We start from the raw sequence: 25,654 nt of genomic DNA, 5'->3' as shown, positions 1-25,654 counted from the left end.
TGGTCGGAACGCCGGAACACCGGTAGCAAGCAGCCAATAGCTAGCAGGGAGCGCGTGACGTGCGGCCAGTCGGCAGCAAGTACCTGCTCGAGGAGCCGCTCGGACGCGGCGCCACGGGCACCGTCTGGCGCGCGAGCCAGCGGGAGACGGCGGGCGCCGAGGCGGCCGTGGCCGGGCAGCCCGGCGAGACGGTCGCCATCAAGGTCCTCAAGGAGGAGCTGGCGAGCGACCCGGACATCGTGATGCGCTTCCTGCGCGAGCGCTCCGTACTGCTCCGGCTCACCCACCCCAACATCGTCCGGGTCCGCGACCTGGTCGTCGAGGGCGATCTGCTGGCGCTCGTCATGGACCTCGTCGAGGGCCCCGACCTGCACCGCTACCTGCGGGAGAACGGCACCTTCTCGCCCGTCGCCGCCTCCCTGCTCACCGCCCAGGTCGCCGACGCGCTCGCCGCCAGCCACGCCGACGGCGTCGTCCACCGCGACCTGAAGCCCGCCAACGTGCTGCTGCGCCAGTACGACGGGCAGATGTACCCGATGCTGACCGACTTCGGCATCGCCCGGCTGGCCGACTCACCCGGCCTGACGCGCACCCACGAGTTCGTCGGCACCCCCGCCTACGTCGCCCCGGAGTCCGCCGAGGGCCGCCCGCAGACCTCCGCCGTCGACGTCTACGGCGCCGGAATCCTGCTGTACGAGCTGGTCACCGGCCGTCCGCCGTTCTCCGGCGCCACCGCCCTCGAGGTCCTGCACCAGCACCTCAGCGCCGAGCCGCGCCGCCCCTCCACGATCCCCGACCCGCTGTGGACGGTGATAGAGCGCTGCCTGCGCAAGAACCCCGAGCAGCGGCCCAGCGCCGAGAACCTCGCCCGCGCCCTGCGCGTCGTCGCCGAGGGCGTCGGGGTGCACGCCAGCCCGGCCCAGATCGCCGCGGCCGAGGGCGTCGGCGCCCTCCTCGCCCCCGACCCGGCCCCGGCCCCCGTACCGGGCGTGCCCGGCGCCCCCGACGCCAACGCGGCCACCCAGATGCTGCCCCCGAACGCCGCCCAGGGCGCCTACGACCCCAACGCGGCCACCAGCTTCCTGCCGCACACCGGCGGCCCGTACGGCGCCGCCGACCCGACCACCGTCCTCCCGAGCACCGGCGCCGCCGACCCCACCACGGTCATGCCGCCGATGCCCCAGGGCCGACCGGGCCAGTACGGCCCGCAGGACCCCTACGGGCAGAACCAGCAGAACCCGCAGGACCCTGACCAGCCGCACCCCTGGCAGACCCAGCTCCGCGCCGCCCGCGACCGCAACGAACAGACCCAGGTCCAGTACCTCGACCCCGACGAGGACCCGCTGCGCCGCCGCCCCCAGCGGCAGGCCGCCCGCCCGCAGCACCAGCCCCAGCAGCCGCGTCCCCAGGAGCCGCAGCAGCGCCCGCAGCCCCGGCGCTCGACCCCGCAGCCGCAGCAGTACTCTCCGCCGCCGCAGCCCCAGCGGTACGCCCCGCCGGAGCCGCAGCGGCCCGCGCGCGAGCCCCGCCCGCCCCGGCAGCGCAGCGCCAACCCGATGAAGATCCCCGGCCTGGGCTGCCTCAAGGGCTGCCTGTTCACGATTCTCATCCTGGTCGTGGCGAGCTGGCTGATCTGGGAGCTGACCCCGCTGCACACCTGGGTCGGCCAGGGCAAGGGCTACTGGGACCAGGTCAGCGACTGGGTCGGGTCCGTCAGCGACTGGTTCAAGAACCTCGACAGTTCCTCGGGCGGCAACTGAGCGGCGGCCGAACTGCCGCTCCCGGAGCCGGTTCTGTGGACTTGTCGACACCCAGCGGGTGATTTCCGGCTCCGCGGTGAAGGCGGCCCCGACAGGCGCGTAGCTTTGTCGACCAGGGCAACACGCGTCTGTAGGAGCAGTCTTGGCACGGAAGATCGGCAGCCGGTACACCGCCAACCAGATCCTGGGGCGGGGCAGCGCCGGAACGGTGTGGCTGGGCGAGGGACCGGGCGGGCCCGTCGCCATCAAGATGCTGCGCGAGGACCTCGCCTCCGACCAGGAACTGGTCGGCCGCTTCGTCCAGGAGCGCACCGCGCTGCTCGGCCTGGAGCACCCGCACATCGTCACCGTGCGGGACCTCGTGGTCGACGGCAACGACCTCGCCCTCGTCATGGACATCGTGCGCGGCACCGACCTGCGCACCCGCCTGGAGCGCGAGCGCCGACTCGCGCCCGAGGCCGCCGTGGCGATCGTCGCCGACGTCGCGGACGGGCTCGCCGCCGCGCACGCCGCGGGCGTCGTCCACCGAGACGTCAAGCCCGAGAACATCCTCCTCGACATGCGCGGCCCGCTCGGCCCCGGCGGCGCCCACCCGGCGCTGCTCACCGACTTCGGCGTGGCCAAGCTCATCGACTCGCCCCGCCGCACCCGCGCCACGAAGATCATCGGCACCCCCGACTACCTCGCCCCCGAGATCGTCGAGGGCCTGCCCCCGCGCGCCGCCGTCGACATCTACGCCCTCGCCACGGTCCTCTACGAGCTGCTCGCGGGCTTCACTCCCTTCGGCGGCGGCCACCCCGGCGCGGTCCTACGGAGACACGTCACCGAGACCGTCGTCCCGCTGCCCGGCATCCCCGAGGAGCTGTGGCAGCTCATCGTCCAGTGCCTCGCCAAGGGCCCCGCGTCCCGGCTGCGCGCCTCCGAACTCGCCACCCGGCTGCGCGAACAGCTGCCGACCCTCACGGGCATCCCCCCGCTGGAGGTGGACGAGCCCGACCCCGAGGCCGCCCCGGAGAGCCCCCCGGCCCCGCTGCCCGCCGAGGAACCGGTCCGCCGCCGGGGCGCTGTCTCCCTGGTCCCCGGCGCCAAGCCCGACTCCAACCGCGACACCCACACCTCCATGCGCGTCCCCGCCCCCGACGAGCTCGCCGGCGGCGCCCACGGCACGGCTCGCGCCCCGCGTTCTTCCGGCGCCCCCCGCCCCGGCTCGGCCCGCCATCGCGCAGCGGCCCGGCGCCGCAGAGTCACGCTGACGCTGGCGGGGGTACTCCTGACAGCAGCGGTCGGCTACGGCCTCTGGACCACCTCCACCGACGACCCCCCACCCCAGGACACCCAGACCACGTCGACCCCCTGACCCCCTGGGGCTCCGCCCCAGACCCCCCTTTCCCACCCACCCACCCGTCTCGGTAGGCGAAGAGGCGAGGCACAAAGGAGGGGGCACGCGGCCCGGTCGGCGATGTCCGGTCCGTCCGGCGTTCGAGGGCCCCATGCGCCCCTGGCGATTGACCGGCGGCAGCCGTCCCGGCCGGGCCATGCGGCCCAGGTCAGCCACATTCAGCCCGTCCGGCGTTTGAGGACGAGGCCCCTCGAGGGCCGACAGCGGGGGTCCGGGGGCGCAGCCCCTGGTACGCCGCGAGTAACACCCCGCACCCCGGTGGTACCGACCGCCGAGGACCTACCCCACCCGGCGGAGCCGTTACGCTGGGGGCGTGGCAGTCGTCGATGTATCCGAAGAGCTGAAGTCCCTCTCCTCGACCATGGAGTCGATCGAGGCCGTCCTGGACCTCGACCAGCTGAGGGCAGACATCGCCGTGCTCGAGGAGCAGGCGGCCGTGCCGTCCCTCTGGGACAACCCGGACGAGGCGCAGAAGATCACCAGCAAGCTCTCCCACCTCCAGGCCGAGGTCAGGAAGGCGGAGGCGCTGCGCGGCCGGATCGACGACCTCGCCGTCCTCTTCGAGATGGCCGAGGAGGAGGACGACCCGGACACCCGCGCCGAGGCCGAGTCCGAGCTGGTCGCGGTGAAGAAGGCGCTGGACGAGATGGAGGTCCGCACCCTCCTGTCCGGCGAGTACGACTCCCGCGAGGCGCTGGTCAACATCCGCGCCGAGGCGGGCGGTGTCGACGCCGCCGACTTCGCCGAGCAGCTGCAGCGCATGTACCTGCGCTGGGCCGAGCGCCACGGCTACAAGACGGAGATCTACGAGACGTCGTACGCCGAAGAGGCCGGCATCAAGTCGACCACCTTCGCCGTCCAGATCCCGTACGCGTACGGCACGCTCTCGGTCGAGCAGGGCACGCACCGCCTGGTGCGCATCTCGCCCTTCGACAACCAGGGCCGCCGCCAGACGTCCTTCGCGGGCGTCGAGGTGCTCCCGGTCGTGGAGCAGACCGACCACGTCGAGATCGACGAGTCGGACCTGCGCATCGACGTCTACCGCTCCTCGGGCCCCGGCGGCCAGGGCGTGAACACGACGGACTCCGCGGTCCGCCTCACCCACCTCCCGACCGGCATCGTGGTCTCCTGCCAGAACGAGCGCTCCCAGATCCAGAACAAGGCCACGGCGATGAACGTGCTGCAGGCCAAGCTGTTGGAGCGCCAGCGCCAGGAGGAGCGGGCCAAGATGGACGCCCTCAAGGGCGACGGCGGCAGCTCGTGGGGCAACCAGATGCGTTCGTACGTCCTGCACCCGTACCAGATGGTCAAGGACCTGCGCACCGAGTTCGAGGTCGGCAACCCGCAGTCCGTGCTCGACGGTGAGATCGACGGCTTCCTGGAGGCCGGAATTCGCTGGCGCAAGCAGCAGGAGAAGTAAGTTTGTCGACATGACAACCTTTGACAACTGCCGTCCATGGGGCGGCAGTTGTCTTGTTTCTGGGCTTCAGGTCACAATCACGTCAGCCAACTCCCGGCAAACGCCCTCCCATAGGACATTGCGCCCGCAACGACCTTGACGTTGCTTAAAAAAATGGGAAAGGTGAAACGCGGCATGCGCATGTCTGGGGCGCTTGTGAACCGGGGGAATGTCAGCTGCCTCCGTCGAGCACGGCAAGCCCCACCGCGCCGCCACATCGACAACAGCTACTGGGGGTAGCAGACATATGACGAAGAAGATGCGTGTGCGCGTCGCACGTATAGCCGCCGGCTCGGTGATCGCGGCCGGCGCCTCGCTGATGGTGGCCGGAGTGGCCTCCGCCGACCCGGGCCCCGAGCCCGACCCGTCGTGCACCATCGGCACCTGCACCGAGCCTGACCCGGGCGGCGAGACCAACGGCGGCCTCATCGGCGGCGTGATCGGCGGCAACGACACGTCCGGCACCACGTCCGGCACCACCTCGGGCACCACGTCCGGGACTACCTCGGGTACTACGTCCGGCACCACGTCGGGCACCACGTCCGGTACCACCTCGGGTACTACGTCCGGCACCACCTCGGGCACCACGTCCGGGACTACCTCGGGCACCACGTCCGGGACTACCTCGGGCGCTACGTCCGGCACCACGGGTGGCAACACCACCTCGGGCAACACCACGGGTGGCGACACCACGTCCGGCAACACCACGGGCGGCAGCCAGACCACGGGTGGCTCCACCACCACGGGTGGCTCCACCACCACGGGCGGCTCGACCACCACCGGCGGTGACACCTCCACCGGCGGTACCACCGGCGGCGACGCCTCCACCGGCGGCTCCGTCACCGGCGGCTCCACGGCCGGTGGCCCCGGCCCCGACGGTGGCGGCAACGACAACGTCTCCCAGGAGGAGGGCACCTCCGCCCTCACCGACACCGGCTCGGACACCGCTCCGCAGCAGACCGGCAACGGCAAGCAGCTCGCCGAGACCGGTGCGGGCCAGACCACCTTCCTGGTCGTGGGCGCCGCGACGATGATCGCGGGCGGTGTCGCCTTCCGCGTCCTGCCGCGCCTGGCGGGCAACCGCGGCGGCGGCGCGGCCGCCTGAGGGTAGCCGAAACGTCACTCCACGCAACCAGCGCGGAGCAGGAGAAGGGCCCGGAGCACCCGCTCCGGGCCCTTCTTCGTGTCCTGAGAGACGCCCTGGGGGACCTAGACGGTCTGGTGCGCCAGCAGTGCCGTCAGCGCGATCAGCACCACCAGCAGCGCGACCAGCGCCGCCGGGCTCACCCCGCCCAGGAACCCCGCCTGCTGCTGGAGCCGCTCACGGCTCGCACGGCACACCGGGCACCGGCCCTCGCTCACGGGGGACGCGCAGTTCGCGCACACCAACCGGTCGTACGTCATGCGCTCGCCCTCCTCGTGCCAGGCCCTCAACCCCGTACAACGCCGACGGGAACGAGAACGTTCCCCCTCCACTCTGCCAGGTTCCCCCCGAAAGAGCGCGGGCGCCCGGGAAAGCGGAAAGTGCCGCCGTACAAAAACGCACAAGTCTGTCGCAACGGCGACCGGGCCCTGCGTAGGCACTCCCGGTTCGCGTATGGTCACGCTCATCATCCCCCGGCGACCCGTGGTGCATCCGTGATCCGATTCGACAGTGTCTCCAAGGTCTACCCCAAGCAGACCCGGCCCGCCCTCAGGGAGGTGTCCCTGGAGGTGGACAAGGGCGAGTTCGTCTTCCTCGTGGGGTCCTCCGGCTCCGGCAAGTCGACCTTCCTCAGGCTCGTGCTCCGCGAGGAGCGGTGCAGCCACGGCCAGGTGCACGTCCTGGGCAAGGACCTCGCCCGGCTGTCCAACTGGAAGGTGCCGCAGATGCGCCGCCAGCTCGGGACGGTCTTCCAGGACTTCCGCCTGCTGCCCAACAAGACGGTCGCGGAGAACGTGGCCTTCGCGCAGGAGGTCATCGGCAAGTCCCGCGGCGAGATCCGCAAGTCCGTGCCCCAGGTGCTCGACCTCGTCGGGCTCGGCGGCAAGGAGGACCGTATGCCGGGCGAGCTGTCCGGTGGTGAGCAGCAACGCGTGGCCATCGCAAGGGCGTTCGTCAATCGGCCCAAGCTGCTGATCGCCGACGAGCCCACCGGCAACCTCGACCCGCAGACCTCCGTCGGCATCATGAAGCTGCTCGACCGCATCAACCGGACGGGCACCACCGTCATCATGGCGACGCACGACCAGAACATCGTGGACCAGATGCGCAAGCGCGTCATCGAGCTGGAGAAGGGCCGCCTCGTGCGCGACCAGGCCCGCGGCGTCTACGGCTACCAGCACTAAGCGGAAAGGCTCGACCAGACGCCATGCGCGCCCAGTTCGTCATGTCGGAGATCGGTGTCGGTCTCCGCCGCAACCTGACGATGACCTTCGCCGTCATCGTCTCCGTCGCCCTGTCCCTGGCCCTCTTCGGCGGCTCCCTGATGATGAGCGACCAGGTGAGCACCATGAAGGGCTACTGGTACGACAAGGTCAACGTCTCGATCTTCCTCTGCAACAAGAGCGACGCCCAGTCGGACGTCAACTGCGCCAAGGGCGCGGCCACCGAGGACCAGAAGAAGCAGATCCAGGCCGACCTCGGCAAGATGTCCTCCATCGTGGAGAAGGTCACCTACGAGTCGCAGGACACGGCCTACAAGCACTACAAGGAGCAGTTCGGTAACTCCCCGCTGGCCAGCTCGCTGACGCCGGACCAGATGCAGGAGTCGTACCGGATCAAGCTCAAGGACCCGCAGAAGTACCAGGTGATCGCCACCGCGTTCAACGGGCGGGCCGGTGTGCAGTCGGTGCAGGACCAGCGGAGCATCCTCGACAACCTCTTCCAGCTGCTCAACCTGATGAACCGGGCGGCGCTGTTCCTGATGGCGCTGATGCTGTTCGTCGCGCTGCTGCTGATCGTCAACACCGTGCGGGTGTCGGCGTTCAGCCGCCGCCGGGAGACCGGGATCATGCGGCTGGTCGGCGCCTCCGGCTTCTACATCCAGGCGCCGTTCATCATGGAGGCCGCGGTCGCCGGACTCATCGGCGGCAGCCTCGCGTGCGTGTTCCTGGTGCTGGGCCGGTACTTCACCATCGACCACGGCATGGCCCTGTCGAGCAAGCTGACGCTCATCAACTTCATCGGCTGGGACTCGGTGTTGACCAAGCTGCCGCTGATCCTCGCGACCAGTGTGCTGATGCCTTCCCTGGCGGCGTTCTTCGCGTTGCGCAAGTACCTGAAGGTGTGACACATGCCAAGAGGGCCGTACAGGCATCCGTCTGTACGGCCCTTCGTGTTGTCCTAGACTCACCGCCATGTCAGGCCGCGCCCTGTTCCGCCAGCCCCGCCGCAAACGCCGCGGGGCCGCCCTGACCTTGGTGTTCGCCGGAGCGATCACCGCGGGGGCCGTCACGGGCTCCCTGCCGGACACCGCGCAGGCCCGCCGCCTCGACGCCAACGCCCGGTCGGCCGAGGGGATTCGGGCCACCGGCAAGCCCCGCCCCGAGGACGTGCGCCGGGCGGCCGCCGAGGCCATGGCGAAGGGCGAGTCGCCCACCGAGGCCGCCGAACAGGCCGTCAGCCGCAGCGGGGACCGCTGGGCCGCCGTCTACTCCGAGGACGAGTACCAGGAGTTCCGCGACGCCCTGGACGGCGAGTACACCGGCGTCGGACTGTGGGCGAAGCGCGCCCGCGACGGCCGGGTCACCGTGAGCCGGGTGCGGTCCGGCTCGCCCGCCGCCGACGCGGGCATCCGCAAGGGCGACCGGCTGCGCAGCGTGGACGGCCGCGAGGTCGACGGCCGCCCGGTCACCGAGGTGGTCTCCCTGCTCCGCGGCGACGCCGAGGACGCGTCCGCGGGCACCCCGGTCACCGTCGGCATCCAGCGCGGCGCCGACTCCTGGTCCCGGACCCTGCACCGGGCCCGGCTCTCCACCGACCCGGTGACCGTCAGTGACCCGGTCGCCGGGGTCGTCGTGGTCCGGGTGTCCGCCTTCACCAAGGGCTCCGCCAAGGCCGTACGGACCGCCGTGCGGCGCGCCCCGGCGGGCAGCGGGGTCGTGCTCGACCTGCGCGGCAACTCCGGCGGCCTGGTCACCGAGGCCGTCGCCACCGCCTCCTGCTTCCTCGACGGCGGCCTGGTCGCCACCTACGACGTGGACGGCGCCCAGCGCGCCCTGCACGCGGCCTCCGGCGGCGACACCGCCCGCCCGCTGGTCACCCTGGTCGACGGGGGCACGATGAGCGCGGCCGAGCTGCTGACCGGCGCCCTCCAGGACCGGGGCCGGGCCGTGGTGATCGGCTCCCGCACCTTCGGCAAGGGCTCGGTGCAGATGCCGACCGCGCTGCCGGACGGCTCGGTGGCCGAGCTGACCGTCGGCCACTACCGCACCCCCTCCGGTCACGCGGTCGACGGCCGGGGCATCACCCCGGACCTGGAGCCGGGCCCGAGCGCCCTGAAGCGCGCGGAAACGGTCCTCACCGGCCTCGGCGACTCCCGATAGCCCCCTGACCGGCCCCTGACCTCACCCCTAATCCGCTTCCCATCGCCCCCCGTCATGGTGCGAAAATGGCGGCACTATGAGTAAGGGAATGTACGTACCGAAGGAGTCCCAGCCCAAGCAGGGCGGGGCGGCCTCCGCCAAGGCCAAGGACGGCAAGCGCAAGCTCGTCGCCCAGAACAAGAAGGCGCGGCACGACTACGCGATCATCGACACCTTTGAGGCCGGGATCGTGCTGTCCGGCACCGAGGTGAAGTCGCTGCGCCAGGGCCGGGCCTCGCTGGCGGACGGCTTCGTCCAGATCGACGGGAACGAGGCGTGGCTGCACAACGCCCACATCCCCGAGTACAGCCAGGGCACCTGGACCAACCACTCCGTGCGCCGCAAGCGCAAGCTGCTCCTGCACCGCGAGGAGATCGACAAGCTGGAGGTGAAGTCCCAGGAGACGGGCCACACCATCGTGCCCCTCGCCCTGTACTTCAAGGACGGCCGGGCGAAGGCGGAGATCGCGCTGGCCCGCGGCAAGAAGGAGTACGACAAGCGGCAGACCCTGCGCGAGAAGCAGGACCGGCGCGAGTCGGACCGTGCGATCGCGGCCGCCAAGCGCAAGCAGCGCGGCGCCAAGACCGACCGCCGGGAATAAGCTGGCACACTCCCGCGTTGGTCACGTACGATGGCACAGCACTCCATCGAGGGTGCGCCGCCTCCTGCGGGGGGCATTGAAAAAACAACATGGGGATGATCGGTTTCGACAGCGGATGTCGAAGCAGGGGAAGCGTGTCGAGGAAGCGGCAATGATCTCGTAAACCATATGTCGCAACCAATAATCGCCAACACCAAGCGCGATTCCTTCGCCCTCGCTGCCTAAGTAGCGACTTGCGAAGTGTCAGCCCGGGGCTGTTCCCGACCCGGATCCTGGCATCAGCTAGGGAACTAAACCTTGATCCCGGTCACGGGGTGAAGAGGGAAATCCAACAGTGACTGAGCCCGTCGGAGACTTGTCCGCGTGATCTCCGGGGCCGAGAAAATCGAAGCGGACTGCACACGGAGAAGCCCTGTTTCTGCACCGGTGGACGCGGGTTCGATTCCCGCCATCTCCACGATCGGGAGGCCCTCGGGTCTCCGGAACCCATGTGGGCAAAGGCCCCGTCGCGATCAGCGGCGGGGCCTTCGTCTTTCACCGGGCGCCCCGCAGCGCCCAGCCCAGCAGGCAGGCCGCGGCGGCCGCCAGCGCCGGTATCGCGTACGCCGTGCCCGCGCCGAGGTGGTCCGCCGCCCAGCCGCCGGAGGCCGAGCCGCAGGCGATCCCGGTGAGCAGCGCCGTCACCACCAGGCTCATGCCCTCGTTCAGACGGCCGTCCGGGGTGCGCTCCTGGACCAGGGTCATCGCCGTGACCATCGTCGGCGCGGTCGCCGTGCCCGCGACCAGCAGGGCCCCCGCCAGCACCCACAGTGAGCCCGTCGTGGCGGCGAGCCAGGGCAGCGTCATCAGCGCGGCCATCGCGGGCAGGCACCGCCCGAGCCGCCGCGCGGCCGGGCCCGGCGGCAGGGCCCCGTACAGCAGGCCCGCCGCGCACGACCCGGCCGCCTGGAGCGCGAGCACCACCCCGGCCACCGCACGCTGCCCCTGGGCGTCGGCGTACGCCACGGTGACGACCTCCATCGACCCGAACACCGCCCCGGTCGCCGTGAAGTAGACCAGCAGGGGCCGGATGCCGGGGGCGCGCAGCGGGGAGGGCGCCCTCGTCGCAGGGCTCGGCGGGGGCTCGGTGGCGCGCTGGGCCGTGAACAGGAGCATCCCGGCCGCCAGCAGCACCGCCCCGGCGAGCGTGCCCGCCTCGGGGAAGAGGGTGCCGGTCAGGAAGGACGCCAGGGCCGGGCCCAGCATGAAGCACAGTTCGTCGGCGGCCTGCTCGAAGGAGTTCGCGGTGTGCCGGGCGTCAGGGTCGTCCCGCAGCAGGTGCGCCCAGCGGGCGCGGGACAGCCCGCCGACGTTGGGGGTGGCCGCCCAGGTGGCGTACGCGGCGAACAGCGTCCAGTCGGGGGCGTCGTACCGCACGCACAGCAGCAGGGCGAGGGCGCCGAGCACCGCCACCAGGGTCGCGGGCCGGGCCACCCTGGCCTGGCCGTACCGGTCCACCAGCCGGGCCAGCCAGGGGCCCGCGAGACCGCTCGCCACCAGCCCGGTCGCGCTGACCGCACCGGCGAGCGCGTACGAGCCCCGCGCACCGGCGATCATCACCACCGCGCTCACCCCGGCCATGCCGATCGGAAGGCGGGCGAGCAGGTTTCCGGCGGTGAAGGCGAGGGCGCCCGGACGGGCGAGGAGACGGCGGTAGGCGGCTGCGGTGGGCGTGGACATGCCGTTCACGCTCTCCCGTGCGGCGGACGCCGGTCCAACACCTGTTCCGCGCCGATTCACGCGCCCGCGTTGTAAGTTCGCCGCCATGCCTCCCGCGATCGAACCCCGGCTGCTGCGCGCCTTCGTCGCCGTCGCCGAGGAACTGCACTTCACCCGCGCCGCCGCCCGGCTCTACGTCGCCCAGCAGGCGCTGAGCCGGGACGTGCGGCGGCTCGAACGGGAGCTGGGCGCCGAGCTGTTCCTCCGTACCACCCGGCAGGTCACGCTCACCGCGGACGGCGAGCGGCTGCTGCCGCACGCCCGGCGGGTGCTCGCCGCCCAGGACGACCTCCTCGCCGCCTTCAGCAGCGCCCGCCCGCTGCTGGTCGACGTCAACTCCGAAGGCCCCCTCACCGGCCGCCGGGTACTGCTCCGGGCCCGCGAACTGGCGGCCGAACATGAGCTGTTGGCTCGCTACGAGCGCGGCCTCACCGGGGCGGCGGCCGCCCTGCTCGCCGGGCGGCTGGACGTCTCCTTCGGCCGCTTCGCCGGTCTGGACCCGGTGCTGCGCTCCGGCCTCGCCCAACAGCCCGTGCGCTACGAGCCGATGGCGGTCCTGCTGCCCGAGGACCACCCGCTGGCCGCGCTGCCCGAGGTACCGCTCGGCGTACTTGCCGGGGAGACGGTGTACGCCGGGGCGGGGAACCCCGGTACGCGGGAGTGGACCGAGCTGGCCCGTCAGCTCTTCGAGGGACGCGGTATCCGGCTGGCGCCACCCCATCCGGTGGTTCTCGGCGCCGAGGAGTTCGCCCGGGTGATGGCGGCGAGCCGGATGCCGGTGCTCGCGGTGGTGGATTTTCCGGCCATGTCGGGCGCGGCGCTGCGGCCCCTGGTCGATCCGGTTCCGCTTTCGCCCGTCTCGCTGGTGTGGCGGAAGGGGCTGGTCCATCCCGCGCTGGACGCGCTGAAGGCGGCGGCGGCCGAGCTGGCCCGTGCCGAGAAGTGGCTTTCGCCGCCCGGTGACCGATGGATTCCGGCCATGGATGTCGAGGTGATGAACGGCCCTTTCCGCCACTCCGAGCACACGTGAACTCACCTTGCGCTACATTCGGGGACCCGAGCACTGGGGTAGAGGGGGGCGTTCGGACCGGGTGGGGGCCTGGTCCGGCCGGCGCGTGCTCGGTGTCGCCGGCGCACCCCGGAACAGTCCCGTGGGGGGATGTGCGCACATGGAACAGTGGCGGGAAGACCGTCGACCGGAATGGCCAGAAGTGGCCCCGGCGGCACGAGACATGCAGGTGGCAGGGGGTACTACTCAGGCTTTTCCGGAAACCGGAACCGTCGCGGAGGCTGATCTGGGCCGGGACGGCACGGCCTCGCCGGGTGGCGGACGCCCCGCGTTCCCGCGCGTCGTACGCCCGTCCGACGCCGGGGCCCTCGCGGCGGCGGCCATACTCCGGGGCGGTCCGGCCGCCCTCGCCGGGGCCGACGCGACGGCCCTGCTGCCGCGCTCCGGGACCCCGCGCGCGGCGGCCGACTTCCGCCCCTCGGGCGACCTGTCCGGTACCGAGCGCACGGCGATGCTGCCCGGCGCGTCCGGCCCCGGCTCCGGGGCCCACGATCCGCACGAGGTGACCGTCCAGCTCGACTCCGTCCGGGCCGCGGGCCCCGAGGCCGCCGACGCCTCGGACCGCCCGGTGTTCGTGGACGAGTCCGGCCGCCGCAGCCGTACCTTCCGCCGTCTCGGGCTGCTGGTCGCGGGCCTCTGCGCGGGCTACGCCGCCGTCATCGGGATCACCCTGCTCTCCGGCAGCTCCGACGCGCCCTGGCTGCCGGTGCCGCAGAAGGAGGACAAGCCCGCGAGCCGGGTCGACTCCTCGCCCGTGCCCAGCGCCTCGGCCCCGGCCGCGCCCGGCAAGCGCGCCCGCACCGGCACCGGTACGGAACCGGCGGCGCCGGACACCGCACCGGTCACCGTGGCCGCCGTACCCGTACCGGGGCGGGCGAGTCCCAGCGCCGGGGCCACCACGGCGGCCCGGCCGCCCGCCGCGGCGAGCCCGACACCGGGCCGGTCCGCGCCGCCCGCTCCCGGCGGGGGCAGCCCGAAGCCGACGCCCACCGCGACCGCGTCCACCGAGGCGTCCCCGGCGCCGAGCACCACCGCGCCCAGCCCGGTCGCCACCGAGTCCCCGGCAGACGGCGGCCCGCAGCCCCAGGGCTCGGCCGCCCGGCCCGCCGCCGGATGACCCGCCGCGTCCTCGACCGGAAGAACCCCTGATGACTCCGCGAACCGCCCGCCGGGCCCTGCCCCGGCGCCGTCGGCTACCGCTGCGCCCGCTGCTGGCCTTCCTGGTGCTGCTCGCCACGCTGGCCATGCTCATGCTGCACGGCTACGTCCACAACGAGATCCTCGCCGACCACCGCGTCCGGCCCGAGGCACCCAGCGACCGGGTGCCCGCGAAGATCACCGACGGCGGCCCCGTCATCGACACCCGCGGCGGGCGCACCGACAGCCTCCGGGTGCCGGAACGCCGTATCGTCCTCACCTTCGACGACGGCCCCGACCCGACCTGGACACCCCAGGTGCTCGACGCGCTGAAGCGGAAAAACGCGCGGGCCACGTTCTTCGTGACCGGCACGATGACCTCCCGCTACCCGGAGCTGGTCCGGCGCATGGTGGACGAGGGCCACGAGGTCGGCCTGCACACCTTCAACCACCCCGACCTCTCCTACCAGTCCAAGCGCCGGGTCGACTGGGAGCTGTCCCAGGGGCAGCTGGCCCTCGCGGGCGCGGCCGGTATCCGCAGCTCGCTGTTCCGGCCCCCGTACTCCTCCTTCGCCTCCGCGATGGACGACCGGTCCTGGCCGGTGAGCGAGTACGTCGGCGGGCGCGGCTATCTCATCGTGCTCAACGACCGGGACAGCGAGGACTGGCGCAGGCCCGGCGCCGAGGAGATCATCCGCCGGGCCACGCCCGCGAAGGGCAAGGGCGCGGTCGTCCTCATGCACGACTCCGGCGGCGACCGGAGCCAGACGGTCCAGGCGATCGACACCCTGCTGCCCCGGCTCCAGCACGAGGGCTACCGCTTCCAGACGCTCACCGAGGCACTGGACGCGCCGAGCGCCGACACCCCCGTCACCGGGCTCGGACTGTGGACCGGCAAGGCGTGGATCGCGCTGGTCAAGGCGGCCGACGGCCTCACCACCGTGCTCGTCGTGGGCCTCGCCGTCATCGGTGTGCTGGTCTTCGGGCGGTTCGGGCTGATGCTGCTGCTGTCCGCCGCGCACGCCCGCCGCACCCGCCGCCGCGGCTTCCGCTGGGGCCCGGCGCCGGTCACCGAACCGGCGACCGTGCTGGTCCCGGCGTACAACGAGGCCAAGTGCATCGAGAACACGGTGCGTTCGCTGGTCGGCGGGGAGCATCCGGTGGAGGTCATCGTCATCGACGACGGCTCCGCCGACGGCACCGCCCGCATCGTGGAGGGACTCGCGCTGCCCGGCGTACGGGTCGTGCGGCAGCACAACGCGGGCAAGCCCGCCGCCCTCAACCGGGGTCTGGCGAACGCCAGTCACGACCTGATCGTGATGATGGACGGCGACACCGTCTTCGAGCCGTCCACCGTCCGCGAGCTGGTGCAGCCCTTCGCCGACCCGCGCGTCGGCGCCGTCGCGGGCAACGCCAAGGTCGGCAACAAGGACACCCTCATCGGGGCCTGGCAGCACATCGAGTATGTGATGGGCTTCAACCTCGACCGCCGGATGTACGACGTGCTGCGCTGCATGCCGACCATCCCCGGCGCCGTCGGCGCGTTCCGCCGTACCGCGCTGGAACGGGTCGGCGGGATGAGCGACGACACCCTCGCCGAGGACACCGACATCACCATGGCCCTGCACCGCGACGGCTGGCGGGTGGTCTACGCGGAGAAGGCCCGCGCCTGGACCGAGGCCCCGGAATCCGTGCGACAGCTCTGGTCCCAGCGCTACCGCTGGTCCTACGGCACCATGCAGGCCATCTGGAAACACCGCCGGGCCGTGCTGGAACGCGGGCCCTCGGGGCGGTTCGGCCGGGTCGGGCTGCCGCTGGTCGCCCTGTTCATGGTGGTCGCGCCGCTGCTCGCCCCGCTGATCGACATCTTCCTCGTCTACGGCCTGGTCTTCGGCCCCACGGCCAAGACCATCGCGTCCTGGTTCGCCGTCCTGGCCGTCCAGGCCGTCTGCGCGGCCTACGCCTTCGCACTGGACCGGGAGCGGCTCACCCCGCTGATCTCCCTGCCGCTCCAGCAACTGCTGTACCGGCAGCTGATGTACGTCGTGCTGCTCCAGTCCTGGATCACCGCCCTCACCGGCGGCCGACTGCGCTGGCAGAAGCTCCGCCGCAAGGGCGGGGTGTCGGCCCCGGTCCCGGCGGAAGGAGCGCTGCGATGACGACGGCCCTCACTCCCGAGGTGGCCCCCGAGCCGGTACGGCGACGGGCCCCGGTCCGGGACCGCTACTTCGACCTGCTCCGCGCGGTCGCCCTCTTCCGTGTCGTCTTCTACCACCTGATGGGCTGGTCCTGGCTGCCCGTCGTCTTCCCGTCCATGGGCGTGATGTTCGCCCTCGCGGGCAACCTGATGGCCCGCTCCCTGAAGCGCCCCGCCGTGGACGTCGTACGCGGCCGACTGCGCCGACTGCTGCCCCCGCTCTGGCTGTTGGGGGCGCTCGGGGTGTCCGGCATGGTGCTCCAGGGCTGGCGTCCGGACGCCGAGGGACACCCCGGCTGGTGGTTCGCCCACCTGGGCTTCTGGGTGCTGCCGCTGAGCGACCCCCCGTACGCGGGCACGCTGCCCGGCGTCCACGGGGTGCTCGGCCCGGACTGGGCGGCCGAACTGGCCGGACCGCTCTGGTACATCCGCGCCTACCTGTGGTTCGTCCTGCTCTCCCCGGTCCTGCTGAGGGCGCTGAAGGCGATCCCCTGGATCACAGTGCTGTCCCCGATCGCACTCGCCGCCGCCTTCGAGTTCGGCCACCTCCAACTCCCCGGCGAACGGCTCCCGTCGGCGCTGACCGACTTCAGCACCTTCGGCGCCTGCTGGATTCTGGGCATGGCCCACCAACAGGGCGTCCTGAAGCGCATCCCGCGCTACGTCGTGCCCTCCGTCACCCCGCTCGTCGCCGGACTCGGCCTCTGGTACGCGCTCACCCACGGCTTCCGGGCGGGGCACGACCTGGACGACATCCCGTTCGCCCAGTCCCTCTGGTCGCTGGCCACCGTGCTGCTCCTGCTGCACATCAGCCCCACCTGGACCGAGTGGCCCCGGCTGCTGCGCCCCTTCGACCGGCTGATCACCCTGCTCAACTCCCGCGCGGTGACCATCTATCTCTGGCACAACCTCTGCATCCTTGTCGCCTCCACCCTCTGGGACCAGCTCTGGCGCTACGACGTCCTGGAAGAGGGCTGTCCCTGGCTCCTGGAGAGCTCCTGGCCCGTCCTCGCCCTCACCTGGACCCTGGTCTGCGCCTGCGTCCTCACCTTCGGCTGGGCGGAGGACCTGGCGGCGAGACGCAAGCCCCAGCTCTGGCCGGACGGGCGCCCGCGCCCGGCCAGCCGCCACCGCGCGACCTGACCGGGCCGGGACGCGAGGGGTTCCGGCCGCCGAGCGGGAGGAGCACTGTGGAGGGGAGCGAGAAGACGCCCTCCTGCCTAGGCGGTGACCGAAGCGCATGGCACCCGGTACGCCACGATTCGACGCCGGGCGAAGCTGCCTGGACCTGCTGGCCACCGCGCACCCGGAGGAACGGATCGGCACTGTAGGGGAGTTGGAGGAGTGGGTCGTCGGGTCGGGGCTGGTGCCCGTGGGGACCTCGCTTCGGCAGGCCGACGCGGAATGGGTCCGTCGGTTCCTCGAACTGCGGCTGCACGCCGACCGGTTGATCCGGGCGCGTACCGCGCACCCCGGTGACTCGCTCGACCGGATCAACCACGCCGCCCGCGCCGCCGCACCCCCGGCCATCCGTGCTGTACCCGGCGAAAAGGGTTGTCTGGTCAGGGAATTGGCTGAGCCGCTCCGGTGCGCCGCCCTTCTCTCCCTCCTCGCCCGTGACACCGTCGACCTCCTCACCGACCCCCTCGCGCGGGCGGCCGTGCGCGAGTGCGAGGCGGACGGGTGCCCGCTGCTGTATCTCGACACCTCCCGCGGGCGCCGCAGGCGATGGTGCTCCAGCGAGGTCTGCGGGAACCGGGAGCGGGTCGCCCGGCATCGCAGGCGGGTCGCGCTCGCCCGGTCCTGAACGTCCGGGTACGGCCCAAGTGCCGGAAAGAAGCATCCACTTGAGCGGTGTGATTTGGGCAACACCGGGTTTGCCTGACCATAAGTCAGGGCAGCCCAGCTGCACTTGACACGGTGTCGGAAATGTAAAGATCGCGCGGTGAGAATGTGCGCGCATGTCCCGCTCGTCACATAGCCCTTGAGAAAAACACCACCTCACCTTGAACAACCGCGCCTCCCGCCCCGTACGAAGGGGCGAGCGACCGACGGGGGCAAGCCCCGGACACCGGAGGTGGGCGTGCGCAAGGATGCGGCCGTGGCCAATGAACCTGGATCGAGGGCCCGACATCGCATGTCCTCGCAGCCCTCACAGTCGTCGGAACCCGACGAGGAGTTGATGCGTGCCCTGTACCGGGAGCACGCCGGACCACTCCTCGCCTATGTCCTCCGGTTGGTCGCCGGTGACCGGCAGCGCGCCGAGGACGTCGTACAGGAAACGCTCATCCGTGCCTGGAAGAACGCCGGTCAGCTCAATCGGGCGACCGGTTCGGTACGCCCCTGGCTGGTGACGGTCGCCCGGCGCATCGTCATCGACGGCCACCGCAGCCGGCAGGCCCGGCCGCAGGAGGTCGATCCGTCGCCGCTGGAGGTCATCCCCGCGGAGGACGAGATCGACAAGGCGCTGTGGCTGATGACGCTGACGGACGCGCTCGACGACCTGACCCCGGCCCACCGTGAGGTCCTCGTCGAGACCTACTTCAAGGGGCGTACCGTCAACGAGGCGGCACAGACCCTCGGGATACCCAGCGGCACGGTCCGCTCACGGGTGTTCTACGCCCTGCGATCGATGAAGCTGGCACTGGAGGAGCGGGGGGTGACGGCGTGATGAGCGTGTACGGGGGAATGCGAGGATTCGGCGCGGGGGGTACGGGTATGTCTGGCCCCATGCAGGGATCTCCGGTGCCGAACGAACACGAGACCGTCGGCGCCTACGCCCTCGGCATTCTCGACGACACCGAGGCGACCGCGTTCGAGACACATCTCGCGGGCTGCGAGTGGTGCGCCCAGCAACTGGACGAACTCGCGGGGATGGAGCCCATGCTGGCCGCCCTCGCGGACCTGCCGGGCACCGGCAGCACGCCCGTCATCGGGGAGTCGCTGTCCGCGCGGCCGAGCCCGAGGCTGGTCGAGAAGCTGGTCGACGAGGTCGCCGAGCGGCGCGCGAGCAAGCGGCGCCGCGGCTTCTACCTGGTCGCGGCCGCGGCCGCGCTGATCATCGGCGGCCCGGTGGCCGTGATGTCGGTGAGCGGCGGTGGCACGAGTCAGACCGCGACCCCGCTGGCCGCCTCCGCCAAGGACCACTTCGACCAGCTGCCCACCAAGGTCACCGGCGCGGACGCCGGTACCGGCGTCACGGCGACCGTCGCCCTGCAGGGCAAGACCTGGGGCACCGACGCCGTGCTGCGCCTCGGCGGTGTCAAGGGCGAGCAGAAGTGCTCCCTGATCGCGGTCGGCAAGAACGGCGAGCGGCAGACCCTCGGCTCCTGGAGCGTGCCCAAGGACGGCTACGGCCTCCCGGACGGCAAGACCGAGCAGTCCCGCAACCCCCTGTTCATCGGGGGCGGCACCGCGCTCCAGCCGGACGAGATCGCCCACTTCGACGTGATGACCCTCGACGGGAAGAAGCTCGTCCAAGTGGACGCATAGCGGATGTCCAGAACCACGCCCGCGTAGCTTTGCCGGGTCCTCTTCGCGTACGGTTGACGGCTGCCCAGCACGTCAGAAGGGGGCCCGGTGGCCGCTCAGGTTCAGCAGTCCGCGGTCGGCTCGGTACACGGCGCTAACGACTCCGTACGGGACCGAGAGATCAGCGTCGAACAGGAACACCTGGACCGGGTGTACCAGCGGCTCGAGGAGAAGATCCACGAGGCCGAGTTCCTGATGCACGACGCGGCCCAGCGCGGCCATGTGGGGACACCGGGGGCGCTGGCCGAGCGGGACGCGCAGGTCTTCCGGGCCGGTATCCATCTCAACCGGCTCAACAACGAGTTCGAGGACTTCCTCTTCGGCCGTGTCGACCTGCTCCAGGGCAAGGACGGCAAGAAGGGCCCGGACGGCGCGTACACCGCCGTGGAGCCCGCCGAGGGCGCCGTGCGGCCCGACAACACCGCCGACATCGCCGAGACCCTGCACATCGGGCGGATCGGCGTCCTCGACCAGGACTACTCCCCGCTGGTCATCGACTGGCGGGCACCCGCCGCCGCGCCGTTCTACCGCTCCACCCCCGTCGACCCCGGCCGGGTCGTGCGGCGCCGGGTCATCCGCTCCAAGGGCCGCCGTGTCCTCGGCGTCGAGGACGACCTGATGCGCCCCGAGCTGAAGGCCACCCTGGACGGCGGGGAACTGCCCGTCATCGGCGACGGCGCGCTGATGGCCGCCCTCGGCCAGGCGCGCGGGCACACCATGCGGGACATCGTCTCCTCGATCCAGGCCGAGCAGGACCAGGTCATCCGCGCCCCCGCCGCCTCCGTCACCTACGTGGAGGGCGGCCCCGGCACCGGCAAGACGGCCGTCGCCCTGCACCGCGCGGCCTATCTGCTCTACCAGGACCGCAGACGCTACGCGGGGGGCATCCTGATCGTCTCGCCGACCCCGCTGCTGGTGGCCTACACCGAGGGCGTGCTGCCCTCCCTCGGCGAGGAGGGCCAGGTCGCCATCCGCGCGATCGGCTCGCTCGTCGACGGTGCCGAGGCCACGCTCCACGACTCACCCGCCGTCGCCCGCGCCAAGGGCTCCTACCGGATGCTGAAGGTGCTGCGCCGGGCCGCGCGCGGCGCCCTCGAACTCGGCGCCGGGGACGGCACCCCGCCCGAGCGGCTGCGGGTGGTGGCCTTCGGGCGCCGCCTCGAACTGGAGGCCCAGGAACTGGAGGTTGTTCGGCGCACCGCGCTCGGCGGCACCGCCCCGGTCAACCTGCTCCGTCCCCGCGCCCGCAAGCTGCTGCTGGACGCCCTGTGGGCCAAGTCCGGCGCCGCCTCCCGGCACACCGACCCCGAGCTGGCCGCCGAGCTGCGCGCCTCCTTCGACGAGGACGTGGCCGACGAGGACTCCTTCATCGCCTTCCTCGACGCCTGGTGGCCCGAGCTGACCCCGCAGGGCGTCCTCGCGGCCATGGCCGACGAGCGGCGGCTCGGCCGCTGGGCCCGCCGGGTGCTCAACCCCGGCGAGGTCCGCAAGGTCGCCCGCGCGCTGAAGCGGGACGGCCTCTCCGTGCACGACATCGCCATGCTGGACGAGCTCCAGGCGATCCTGGGCGCCCCCGCCCGCCCCCGCAAGAAGCGCGAACTCGACCCGCTGGACCAGCTCACCGGCCTGGACGAGCTGATGCCGGTCCGCGAGGAGACCCAGCGCGAGCGGGCCGAACGCCTCGCCCAGGAGCGCACCGAGTACGCGCACGTCATCGTGGACGAGGCCCAGGACCTCACCCCGATGCAGTGGCGCATGGTCGGCCGCCGCGGTCGGCACGCCACCTGGACGGTCGTCGGCGACCCCGCCCAGTCCTCCTGGTCCGACCCGGACGAGGCGGCCGGGGCCCGCGACGAGGCCCTGGGCTCCCGCCCCCGGCGCCGCTTCGAGCTGACCGTCAACTACCGCAACCCGGCCGAGATCGCCGAGCTGGCCGCCAAGGTCCTCGCCCTCGCCATGCCCGGCGCCGAGTCGCCCCGCGCCGTACGCTCCACCGGCGTCCAGCCGCGCTTCGAGGTCGCCGGGGACTCCCTGGCCGACACCGTCCGCGCGGAGGCCGAGCGGCTGCTCTCCCTGGTCGACGGCACCGTCGGCGTCGTCGTCGCCATGAACCGGCGCGAGGAGGCCCGCCGCTGGCTCGCCGGGCTCGGGGACCGCGTGGTCGCCCTCGGCAGCCTGGAGGCCAAGGGCCTGGAGTACGACGCGACCGTGGTCGTCTCCCCGGCCGAGATCGCCGACGAGTCCCCGGCCGGGCTGCGGGTGCTGTACGTCGCCCTCACCCGAGCGACCCAGCAGCTCACCGTCGTCTCCGGCGACCGCGACGAGCCGGACGCCGCCCGCGTCCCGGACCTGCTGCGGGACTGAGTTCTCCGAACCGCGTGCACGGGGGAATGCCCCCCGGGGTCCGTTTGTTAGCCTTGTCGTGGCACCGGCCCGATCCAAGCCCCCGGGCCCAACCATCGTCGCTACGAGCGACCACTTGCCGCGAGGCGAGCATGGCGGGTCGGTGTCATGAATGTGAGCGAGAGGCCCGCGTCCCTGTGACGTGGGCCTCTCGTCTTGGGCGACGAGTCCGAGAACACAACGTCCGCAATCGGAGCCGACTACCACGTACTCGGCGGTAGGTGCGACGATCGGACGGCACAACACGCGTCACGGTGAAAGCAGAGGAAGTCGGCCATGGCAACGGCGCCCAGCGTCTCCTACTCGATGACGGTCCGGTTGGAGGTGCCCGCGAGCGGAACCGCCGTATCGCAGCTCACCACCGCCGTGGAGTCCTCCGGAGGCTCGGTCACCGGCCTCGACGTGACCGCGTCCGGCCACGAGAAGCTCCGGATCGACGTCACCATCGCCGCGAGCTCCACCGCGCACGCCGACGAGATCGTCGAAGAGCTGCGCGGCATCGAGGGCGTCACGCTCGGCAAGGTCTCCGACCGTACGTTCCTGATGCACCTCGGCGGCAAGATCGAGATGCAGTCCAAGCACCCCATCCGCAACCGTGACGACCTCTCGATGATCTACACCCCCGGTGTGGCCAGGGTCTGCATGGCGATCGCGGAGAACCCCGAGGACGCCCGGCGTCTGACCATCAAGCGCAACTCCGTTGCGGTCGTGACGGACGGCTCCGCCGTGCTGGGCCTCGGCAACATCGGCCCCAAGGCCGCGCTGCCGGTCATGGAGGGCAAGGCGGCCCTGTTCAAGCGGTTCGCCGGGATCGACGCCTGGCCGCTGTGCCTGGACACCCAGGACACCGACGCGATCGTGGAGATCGTCAAGGCCATCGCCCCCGGCTTCGCGGGCATCAACCTGGAGGACATCTCCGCGCCCCGCTGCTTCGAGATCGAGGCCCGGCTGCGCGAGGCCCTGGACATCCCGGTCTTCCACGACGACCAGCACGGCACCGCCATCGTGGTGCTCGCCGCGCTGACCAACGCGCTGCGCGTCACCGGCCGCACGATGGAGTCCATCCGGGTGGTCATGTCCGGCGCCGGAGCGGCCGGTACGGCCATCCTGAAGCTGCTGCTGGCCGCGGGCGTCAAGAACGCCGTCGTCGCCGACATCCACGGCGTGGTGCACTCCGGCCGCGGTGACCTGGTCGACGCCCCGGCGGACTCCGCGCTGCGCTGGATCGCGGACAACACCAACCCCGAGGGCCTCACCGGCACCCTCAAGGAGGCCGTGCGCGGCGCCGACGTCTTCATCGGCGTCTCGGCCCCGAACGTCCTCGACGGCGCCGACGTGGCCGCGATGGCGGACGGCGCGATCGTCTTCGCACTGGCGAACCCGGACCCCGAGGTCGACCCCGCCGTGGCCCGTCAGACGGCCGCCGTGGTGGCCACCGGCCGCTCGGACTTCCCCAACCAGATCAACAACGTGCTGGTCTTCCCCGGTGTCTTCCGGGGCCTGCTGGACGCCCAGTCCCGCACCGTCAACACCGAGATGATGCTCGCCGCCGCGCAGGCCCTCGCCAACGTGGTGACCGAGGACGAGCTGAACGCCAACTACATCGTCCCCAGCGTCTTCAACGACAAGGTCGCGGGCGCGGTGGCCGGAGCGGTTCGGGAGGCCGCCAAGGCGGCCGGAGCGGCGGCTGCGACGTCCTAGCGGCACGTGCCGTAGGGTCGGGGAGGTTGTGTGGACCGGCGCTGCCTCCCCTACGGCGAGTCGTCGGTTCCCCGGTCGTGACGCCCTCTAGGGTGTCGGCGGGGCAGGCGCTTTTCGTGTGACTCCCTAGGGTGTTCTCATGACTCCTACGGGTGCCGGATTGGCTTTCCCGCCGCAGGTAGGGGCAGGATGCGTCTCTGGGCGCGAGCGCATCGGCATCGATCTCACCTCACGCCTCATTGGCAAGAAGAACACGGGAGTAAGAACATGAACCGCAGTGAGCTGGTGGCCGCGCTGGCCGACCGCGCCGAGGTGACCCGCAAGGACGCCGACGCCGTGCTGGCCGCGTTCGCCGAGGTCGTCGGCGACATCGTCTCCAAGGGCGACGAGAAGGTCACCATCCCCGGCTTCCTGACCTTCGAGCGCACCCACCGTGCCGCTCGTACCGCGCGCAACCCGCAGACCGGTGAGCCCATCAACATCCCGGCCGGCTTCAGCGTGAAGGTCTCCGCGGGCTCGAAGCTCAAGGAAGCCGCGAAGGGCAAGTAACCCCCATAACGCAAAGTGGGCGGCTCCCCGAAAGGGGGCCGCCCATTCTGCGTACTCGGGTGCCGCTAGCCGAGCGCCTTGCCCGGCAGCTCGACCTTCGCGCCCAGTTCCACGAGCTTCTCCATGAAGTTCTCGTAGCCGCGGTTGATCAGGTCGATGCCGTGGACCCGCGAGGTGCCCTCGGCGGCAAGGGCCGCGATGAGGTACGAGAAGCCGCCGCGCAGGTCGGGGATGACCAGGTCGGCGCCCTGCAGCTTGGTCGGTCCGGAGACGACCGCCGAGTGCAGGAAGTTCCGCGCGCCGAAGCGGCAGTCCGAGCCGCCCAGGCACTCCCGGTACAGCTGGATGTGCGCGCCCATCTGGTTCAGCGCCGAGGTGAAGCCGAGGCGGGACTCGTACACCGTCTCGTGGACGATGGACAGGCCCGTGGCCTGGGTGAGGGCCACCACCAGCGGCTGCTGCCAGTCGGTCTGGAAACCGGGGTGTACGTCCGTCTCCAGCGCGATCGACTTGAGCTGGCCGCCGGGGTGCCAGAAGCGGATGCCCTCGTCGTCGATCTCGAAGGCGCCGCCGACCTTGCGGTAGGTGTTCAGGAACGTCATCATCGAGCGCTGCTGGGCGCCCCGGACGTAGATGTTGCCGCCGGTCGCCAGCGCCGCGGACGCCCAGGAGGCGGCCTCCAGGCGGTCCGGGAGGGCGCGGTGGTTGTAGCCGCCGAGCGAGTCCACACCGGTGATGCGGATCGTCCGGTCGGTGTCCATGGCGATGATCGCGCCCATCTTCTGCAGCACGCAGATGAGGTCCTCGATCTCGGGCTCCACAGCCGCGTTGGACAGCTCGGTGACACCCTCGGCCAGCACGGCCGTCAGCAGCACCTGCTCGGTGGCGCCCACCGACGGGTACGGCAGGTCGATCTTCGTACCGCGCAGCCGCTGCGGGGCCTCCAGGTACTGGCCGTCGGCCCGCTTCTCGATGGTCGCGCCGAACTGGCGGAGCACGTCGAAGTGGAAGTCGATCGGCCGGCCGCCGATGTCGCAGCCGCCGAGACCGGGGATGAAGGCGTGACCCAGGCGGTGCAGCAGCGGGCCGCAGAACAGGATCGGGATACGGCTGGAACCCGCGTGGGCGTCGATGTCGGCGACGTTCGCGCTCTCGACGTAGGTCGGGTCCAGGATCAGCTCGCCCGGCTCCTCGCCCGGCCGCACCGTCACACCGTGCAGCTGGAGCAGGCCGCGCACGACCCGCACGTCACGGATGTCCGGGACGTTGCGCAGGCGGCTGGGCGCGCTGCCCAGGAGGGCGGCGACCATGGCCTTCGGCACGAGGTTCTTCGCACCGCGGACACGGATCTCGCCCTCCAGCGGGGTTCCGCCGTGGACAAGCAGGACATCGTCGTTGACGGTCATGAATCTCGCGTTCCGATGAGTCGGGCAGGGGTCGGCCGATCACTTTGCGCAGGGGCCGGAGAGACAGGGTAATGGCGGATCACCCTTCGCCCATAAGCCCGAGGACCGGCCAGCCGTG

General features: G+C 71.7%; 21 protein-coding genes and 1 other RNA gene. 19 read left to right on the top strand and 3 right to left on the bottom strand.

Annotated features, from left to right (window positions below; translation table 11 throughout):
• Positions 1-59: 59 nt before the first annotated feature.
• From ACI2LY_RS18980 to ACI2LY_RS18965, 4 genes are all read left to right on the top strand, one after another.
• Positions 60-1,760 (top strand): serine/threonine-protein kinase, encoded by a 1,701-nt coding sequence (locus ACI2LY_RS18980; protein ID WP_404708108.1) that lies wholly within the window; start codon positions 60-62, stop codon positions 1,758-1,760.
• A gap of 142 nt (positions 1,761-1,902) precedes the next feature.
• Entirely contained in the window at positions 1,903-3,117 is a 1,215-nt protein-coding gene (locus tag ACI2LY_RS18975; RefSeq protein WP_404708107.1) for a serine/threonine-protein kinase, read from the top strand.
• 355 nt (positions 3,118-3,472) lie between these two features.
• Positions 3,473-4,579 (top strand): peptide chain release factor 2, encoded by a 1,107-nt coding sequence (gene prfB / locus ACI2LY_RS18970; protein ID WP_388994284.1) that lies wholly within the window; start codon positions 3,473-3,475, stop codon positions 4,577-4,579.
• A gap of 298 nt (positions 4,580-4,877) precedes the next feature.
• Positions 4,878-5,723 carry a hypothetical protein gene (locus ACI2LY_RS18965; RefSeq protein ID WP_404708181.1) on the top strand — a complete coding sequence of 282 codons (846 nt, stop codon included), beginning with the start codon at positions 4,878-4,880 and terminating at the stop codon, positions 5,721-5,723.
• A 104-nt stretch (positions 5,724-5,827) separates the two neighbouring features.
• Here ACI2LY_RS18965 and ACI2LY_RS18960 read toward each other — a convergent pair whose 3' ends face one another.
• Positions 5,828-6,022, bottom strand: a complete 195-nt coding sequence (locus tag ACI2LY_RS18960; RefSeq protein WP_388994279.1) for a hypothetical protein — start codon at positions 6,020-6,022, stop codon at positions 5,828-5,830.
• A 234-nt stretch (positions 6,023-6,256) separates the two neighbouring features.
• On the opposite strand from ACI2LY_RS18960, the gene ftsE reads away from it, so the two are divergent.
• From ftsE to ssrA, 5 genes are all read left to right on the top strand, one after another.
• Positions 6,257-6,946 (top strand): cell division ATP-binding protein FtsE, encoded by a 690-nt coding sequence (gene ftsE / locus ACI2LY_RS18955; protein ID WP_388994276.1) that lies wholly within the window; start codon positions 6,257-6,259, stop codon positions 6,944-6,946.
• A 23-nt stretch (positions 6,947-6,969) separates the two neighbouring features.
• Positions 6,970-7,890, top strand: a complete 921-nt coding sequence (gene ftsX, locus ACI2LY_RS18950; protein WP_030810990.1) for a permease-like cell division protein FtsX — start codon at positions 6,970-6,972, stop codon at positions 7,888-7,890.
• 67 nt (positions 7,891-7,957) lie between these two features.
• Complete coding sequence (locus ACI2LY_RS18945) at positions 7,958-9,145, top strand: S41 family peptidase (protein ID WP_404708106.1); 1,188 nt, start codon at positions 7,958-7,960, stop codon at positions 9,143-9,145.
• 76 nt (positions 9,146-9,221) lie between these two features.
• Positions 9,222-9,785, top strand: a complete 564-nt coding sequence (gene smpB, locus ACI2LY_RS18940; RefSeq protein WP_388994270.1) for an SsrA-binding protein SmpB — start codon at positions 9,222-9,224, stop codon at positions 9,783-9,785.
• A gap of 91 nt (positions 9,786-9,876) precedes the next feature.
• Positions 9,877-10,245, top strand: a transfer-messenger RNA (tmRNA) gene (gene ssrA, locus ACI2LY_RS18935).
• 74 nt (positions 10,246-10,319) lie between these two features.
• Here the strand turns inward: ssrA and ACI2LY_RS18930 are convergent.
• Positions 10,320-11,504, bottom strand: a complete 1,185-nt coding sequence (locus ACI2LY_RS18930; protein WP_404708105.1) for an MFS transporter — start codon at positions 11,502-11,504, stop codon at positions 10,320-10,322.
• 85 nt (positions 11,505-11,589) lie between these two features.
• Between ACI2LY_RS18930 and ACI2LY_RS18925 the strand changes: the two genes are divergently transcribed.
• The 10 genes from ACI2LY_RS18925 (at position 11,590) to ACI2LY_RS18880 (ending at position 24,130) form a co-directional block, all read left to right on the top strand.
• Entirely contained in the window at positions 11,590-12,573 is a 984-nt protein-coding gene (locus ACI2LY_RS18925; protein WP_404708104.1) for a LysR family transcriptional regulator, read from the top strand.
• A 202-nt stretch (positions 12,574-12,775) separates the two neighbouring features.
• Positions 12,776-13,729 (top strand): hypothetical protein, encoded by a 954-nt coding sequence (locus ACI2LY_RS18920; protein ID WP_404708103.1) that lies wholly within the window; start codon positions 12,776-12,778, stop codon positions 13,727-13,729.
• 31 nt (positions 13,730-13,760) lie between these two features.
• Positions 13,761-15,908 (top strand): bifunctional polysaccharide deacetylase/glycosyltransferase family 2 protein, encoded by a 2,148-nt coding sequence (locus tag ACI2LY_RS18915; protein ID WP_404708102.1) that lies wholly within the window; start codon positions 13,761-13,763, stop codon positions 15,906-15,908.
• Positions 15,905-17,089: an acyltransferase gene (locus ACI2LY_RS18910; RefSeq protein ID WP_404708101.1), complete on the top strand. Its 1,185-nt coding sequence runs from the start codon at positions 15,905-15,907 to the stop codon at positions 17,087-17,089. The genes ACI2LY_RS18915 and ACI2LY_RS18910 overlap by 4 nt, the downstream gene beginning before the upstream one ends.
• A 97-nt stretch (positions 17,090-17,186) precedes the next feature.
• Positions 17,187-17,753, top strand: a complete 567-nt coding sequence (locus ACI2LY_RS18905; RefSeq protein WP_404708100.1) for a CGNR zinc finger domain-containing protein — start codon at positions 17,187-17,189, stop codon at positions 17,751-17,753.
• 270 nt (positions 17,754-18,023) lie between these two features.
• The gene (locus ACI2LY_RS18900) at positions 18,024-18,617 is read left to right on the top strand and encodes a sigma-70 family RNA polymerase sigma factor (RefSeq protein ID WP_393596616.1); all 594 of its coding nucleotides are present in this window, start codon (positions 18,024-18,026) and stop codon (positions 18,615-18,617) included.
• Entirely contained in the window at positions 18,617-19,438 is an 822-nt protein-coding gene (locus ACI2LY_RS18895) for an anti-sigma factor family protein (RefSeq protein WP_404708099.1), read from the top strand. Before ACI2LY_RS18900 ends, ACI2LY_RS18895 begins: the two co-directional genes overlap by 1 nt.
• 87 nt (positions 19,439-19,525) lie before the next feature.
• On the top strand, positions 19,526-21,841 hold the full coding sequence (locus ACI2LY_RS18890; RefSeq protein WP_404708098.1) for a HelD family protein: 2,316 nt from the start codon (positions 19,526-19,528) through the stop codon (positions 21,839-21,841).
• 315 nt (positions 21,842-22,156) lie between these two features.
• Positions 22,157-23,581, top strand: a complete 1,425-nt coding sequence (locus ACI2LY_RS18885; protein WP_404708097.1) for an NAD-dependent malic enzyme — start codon at positions 22,157-22,159, stop codon at positions 23,579-23,581.
• Between the two features lie 267 nt (positions 23,582-23,848).
• Positions 23,849-24,130, top strand: a complete 282-nt coding sequence (locus ACI2LY_RS18880; RefSeq protein WP_018549700.1) for an HU family DNA-binding protein — start codon at positions 23,849-23,851, stop codon at positions 24,128-24,130.
• Positions 24,131-24,195: 65 nt separating this feature from the next.
• On the opposite strand, the gene murA is transcribed toward ACI2LY_RS18880, so the two are convergent.
• Positions 24,196-25,536 carry a UDP-N-acetylglucosamine 1-carboxyvinyltransferase gene (gene murA, locus ACI2LY_RS18875; RefSeq protein ID WP_031182632.1) on the bottom strand — a complete coding sequence of 447 codons (1,341 nt, stop codon included), beginning with the start codon at positions 25,534-25,536 and terminating at the stop codon, positions 24,196-24,198.
• Between the last annotated feature and the right edge of the window lie 118 nt (positions 25,537-25,654).

The sequence above is a fragment of the Streptomyces sp. NPDC002176 genome, assembly GCF_044903645.1.
Classification (GTDB): Bacteria; Actinomycetota; Actinomycetes; order Streptomycetales; family Streptomycetaceae; genus Streptomyces.
This window is presented reverse-complemented; position numbering and strand designations above follow the sequence as displayed.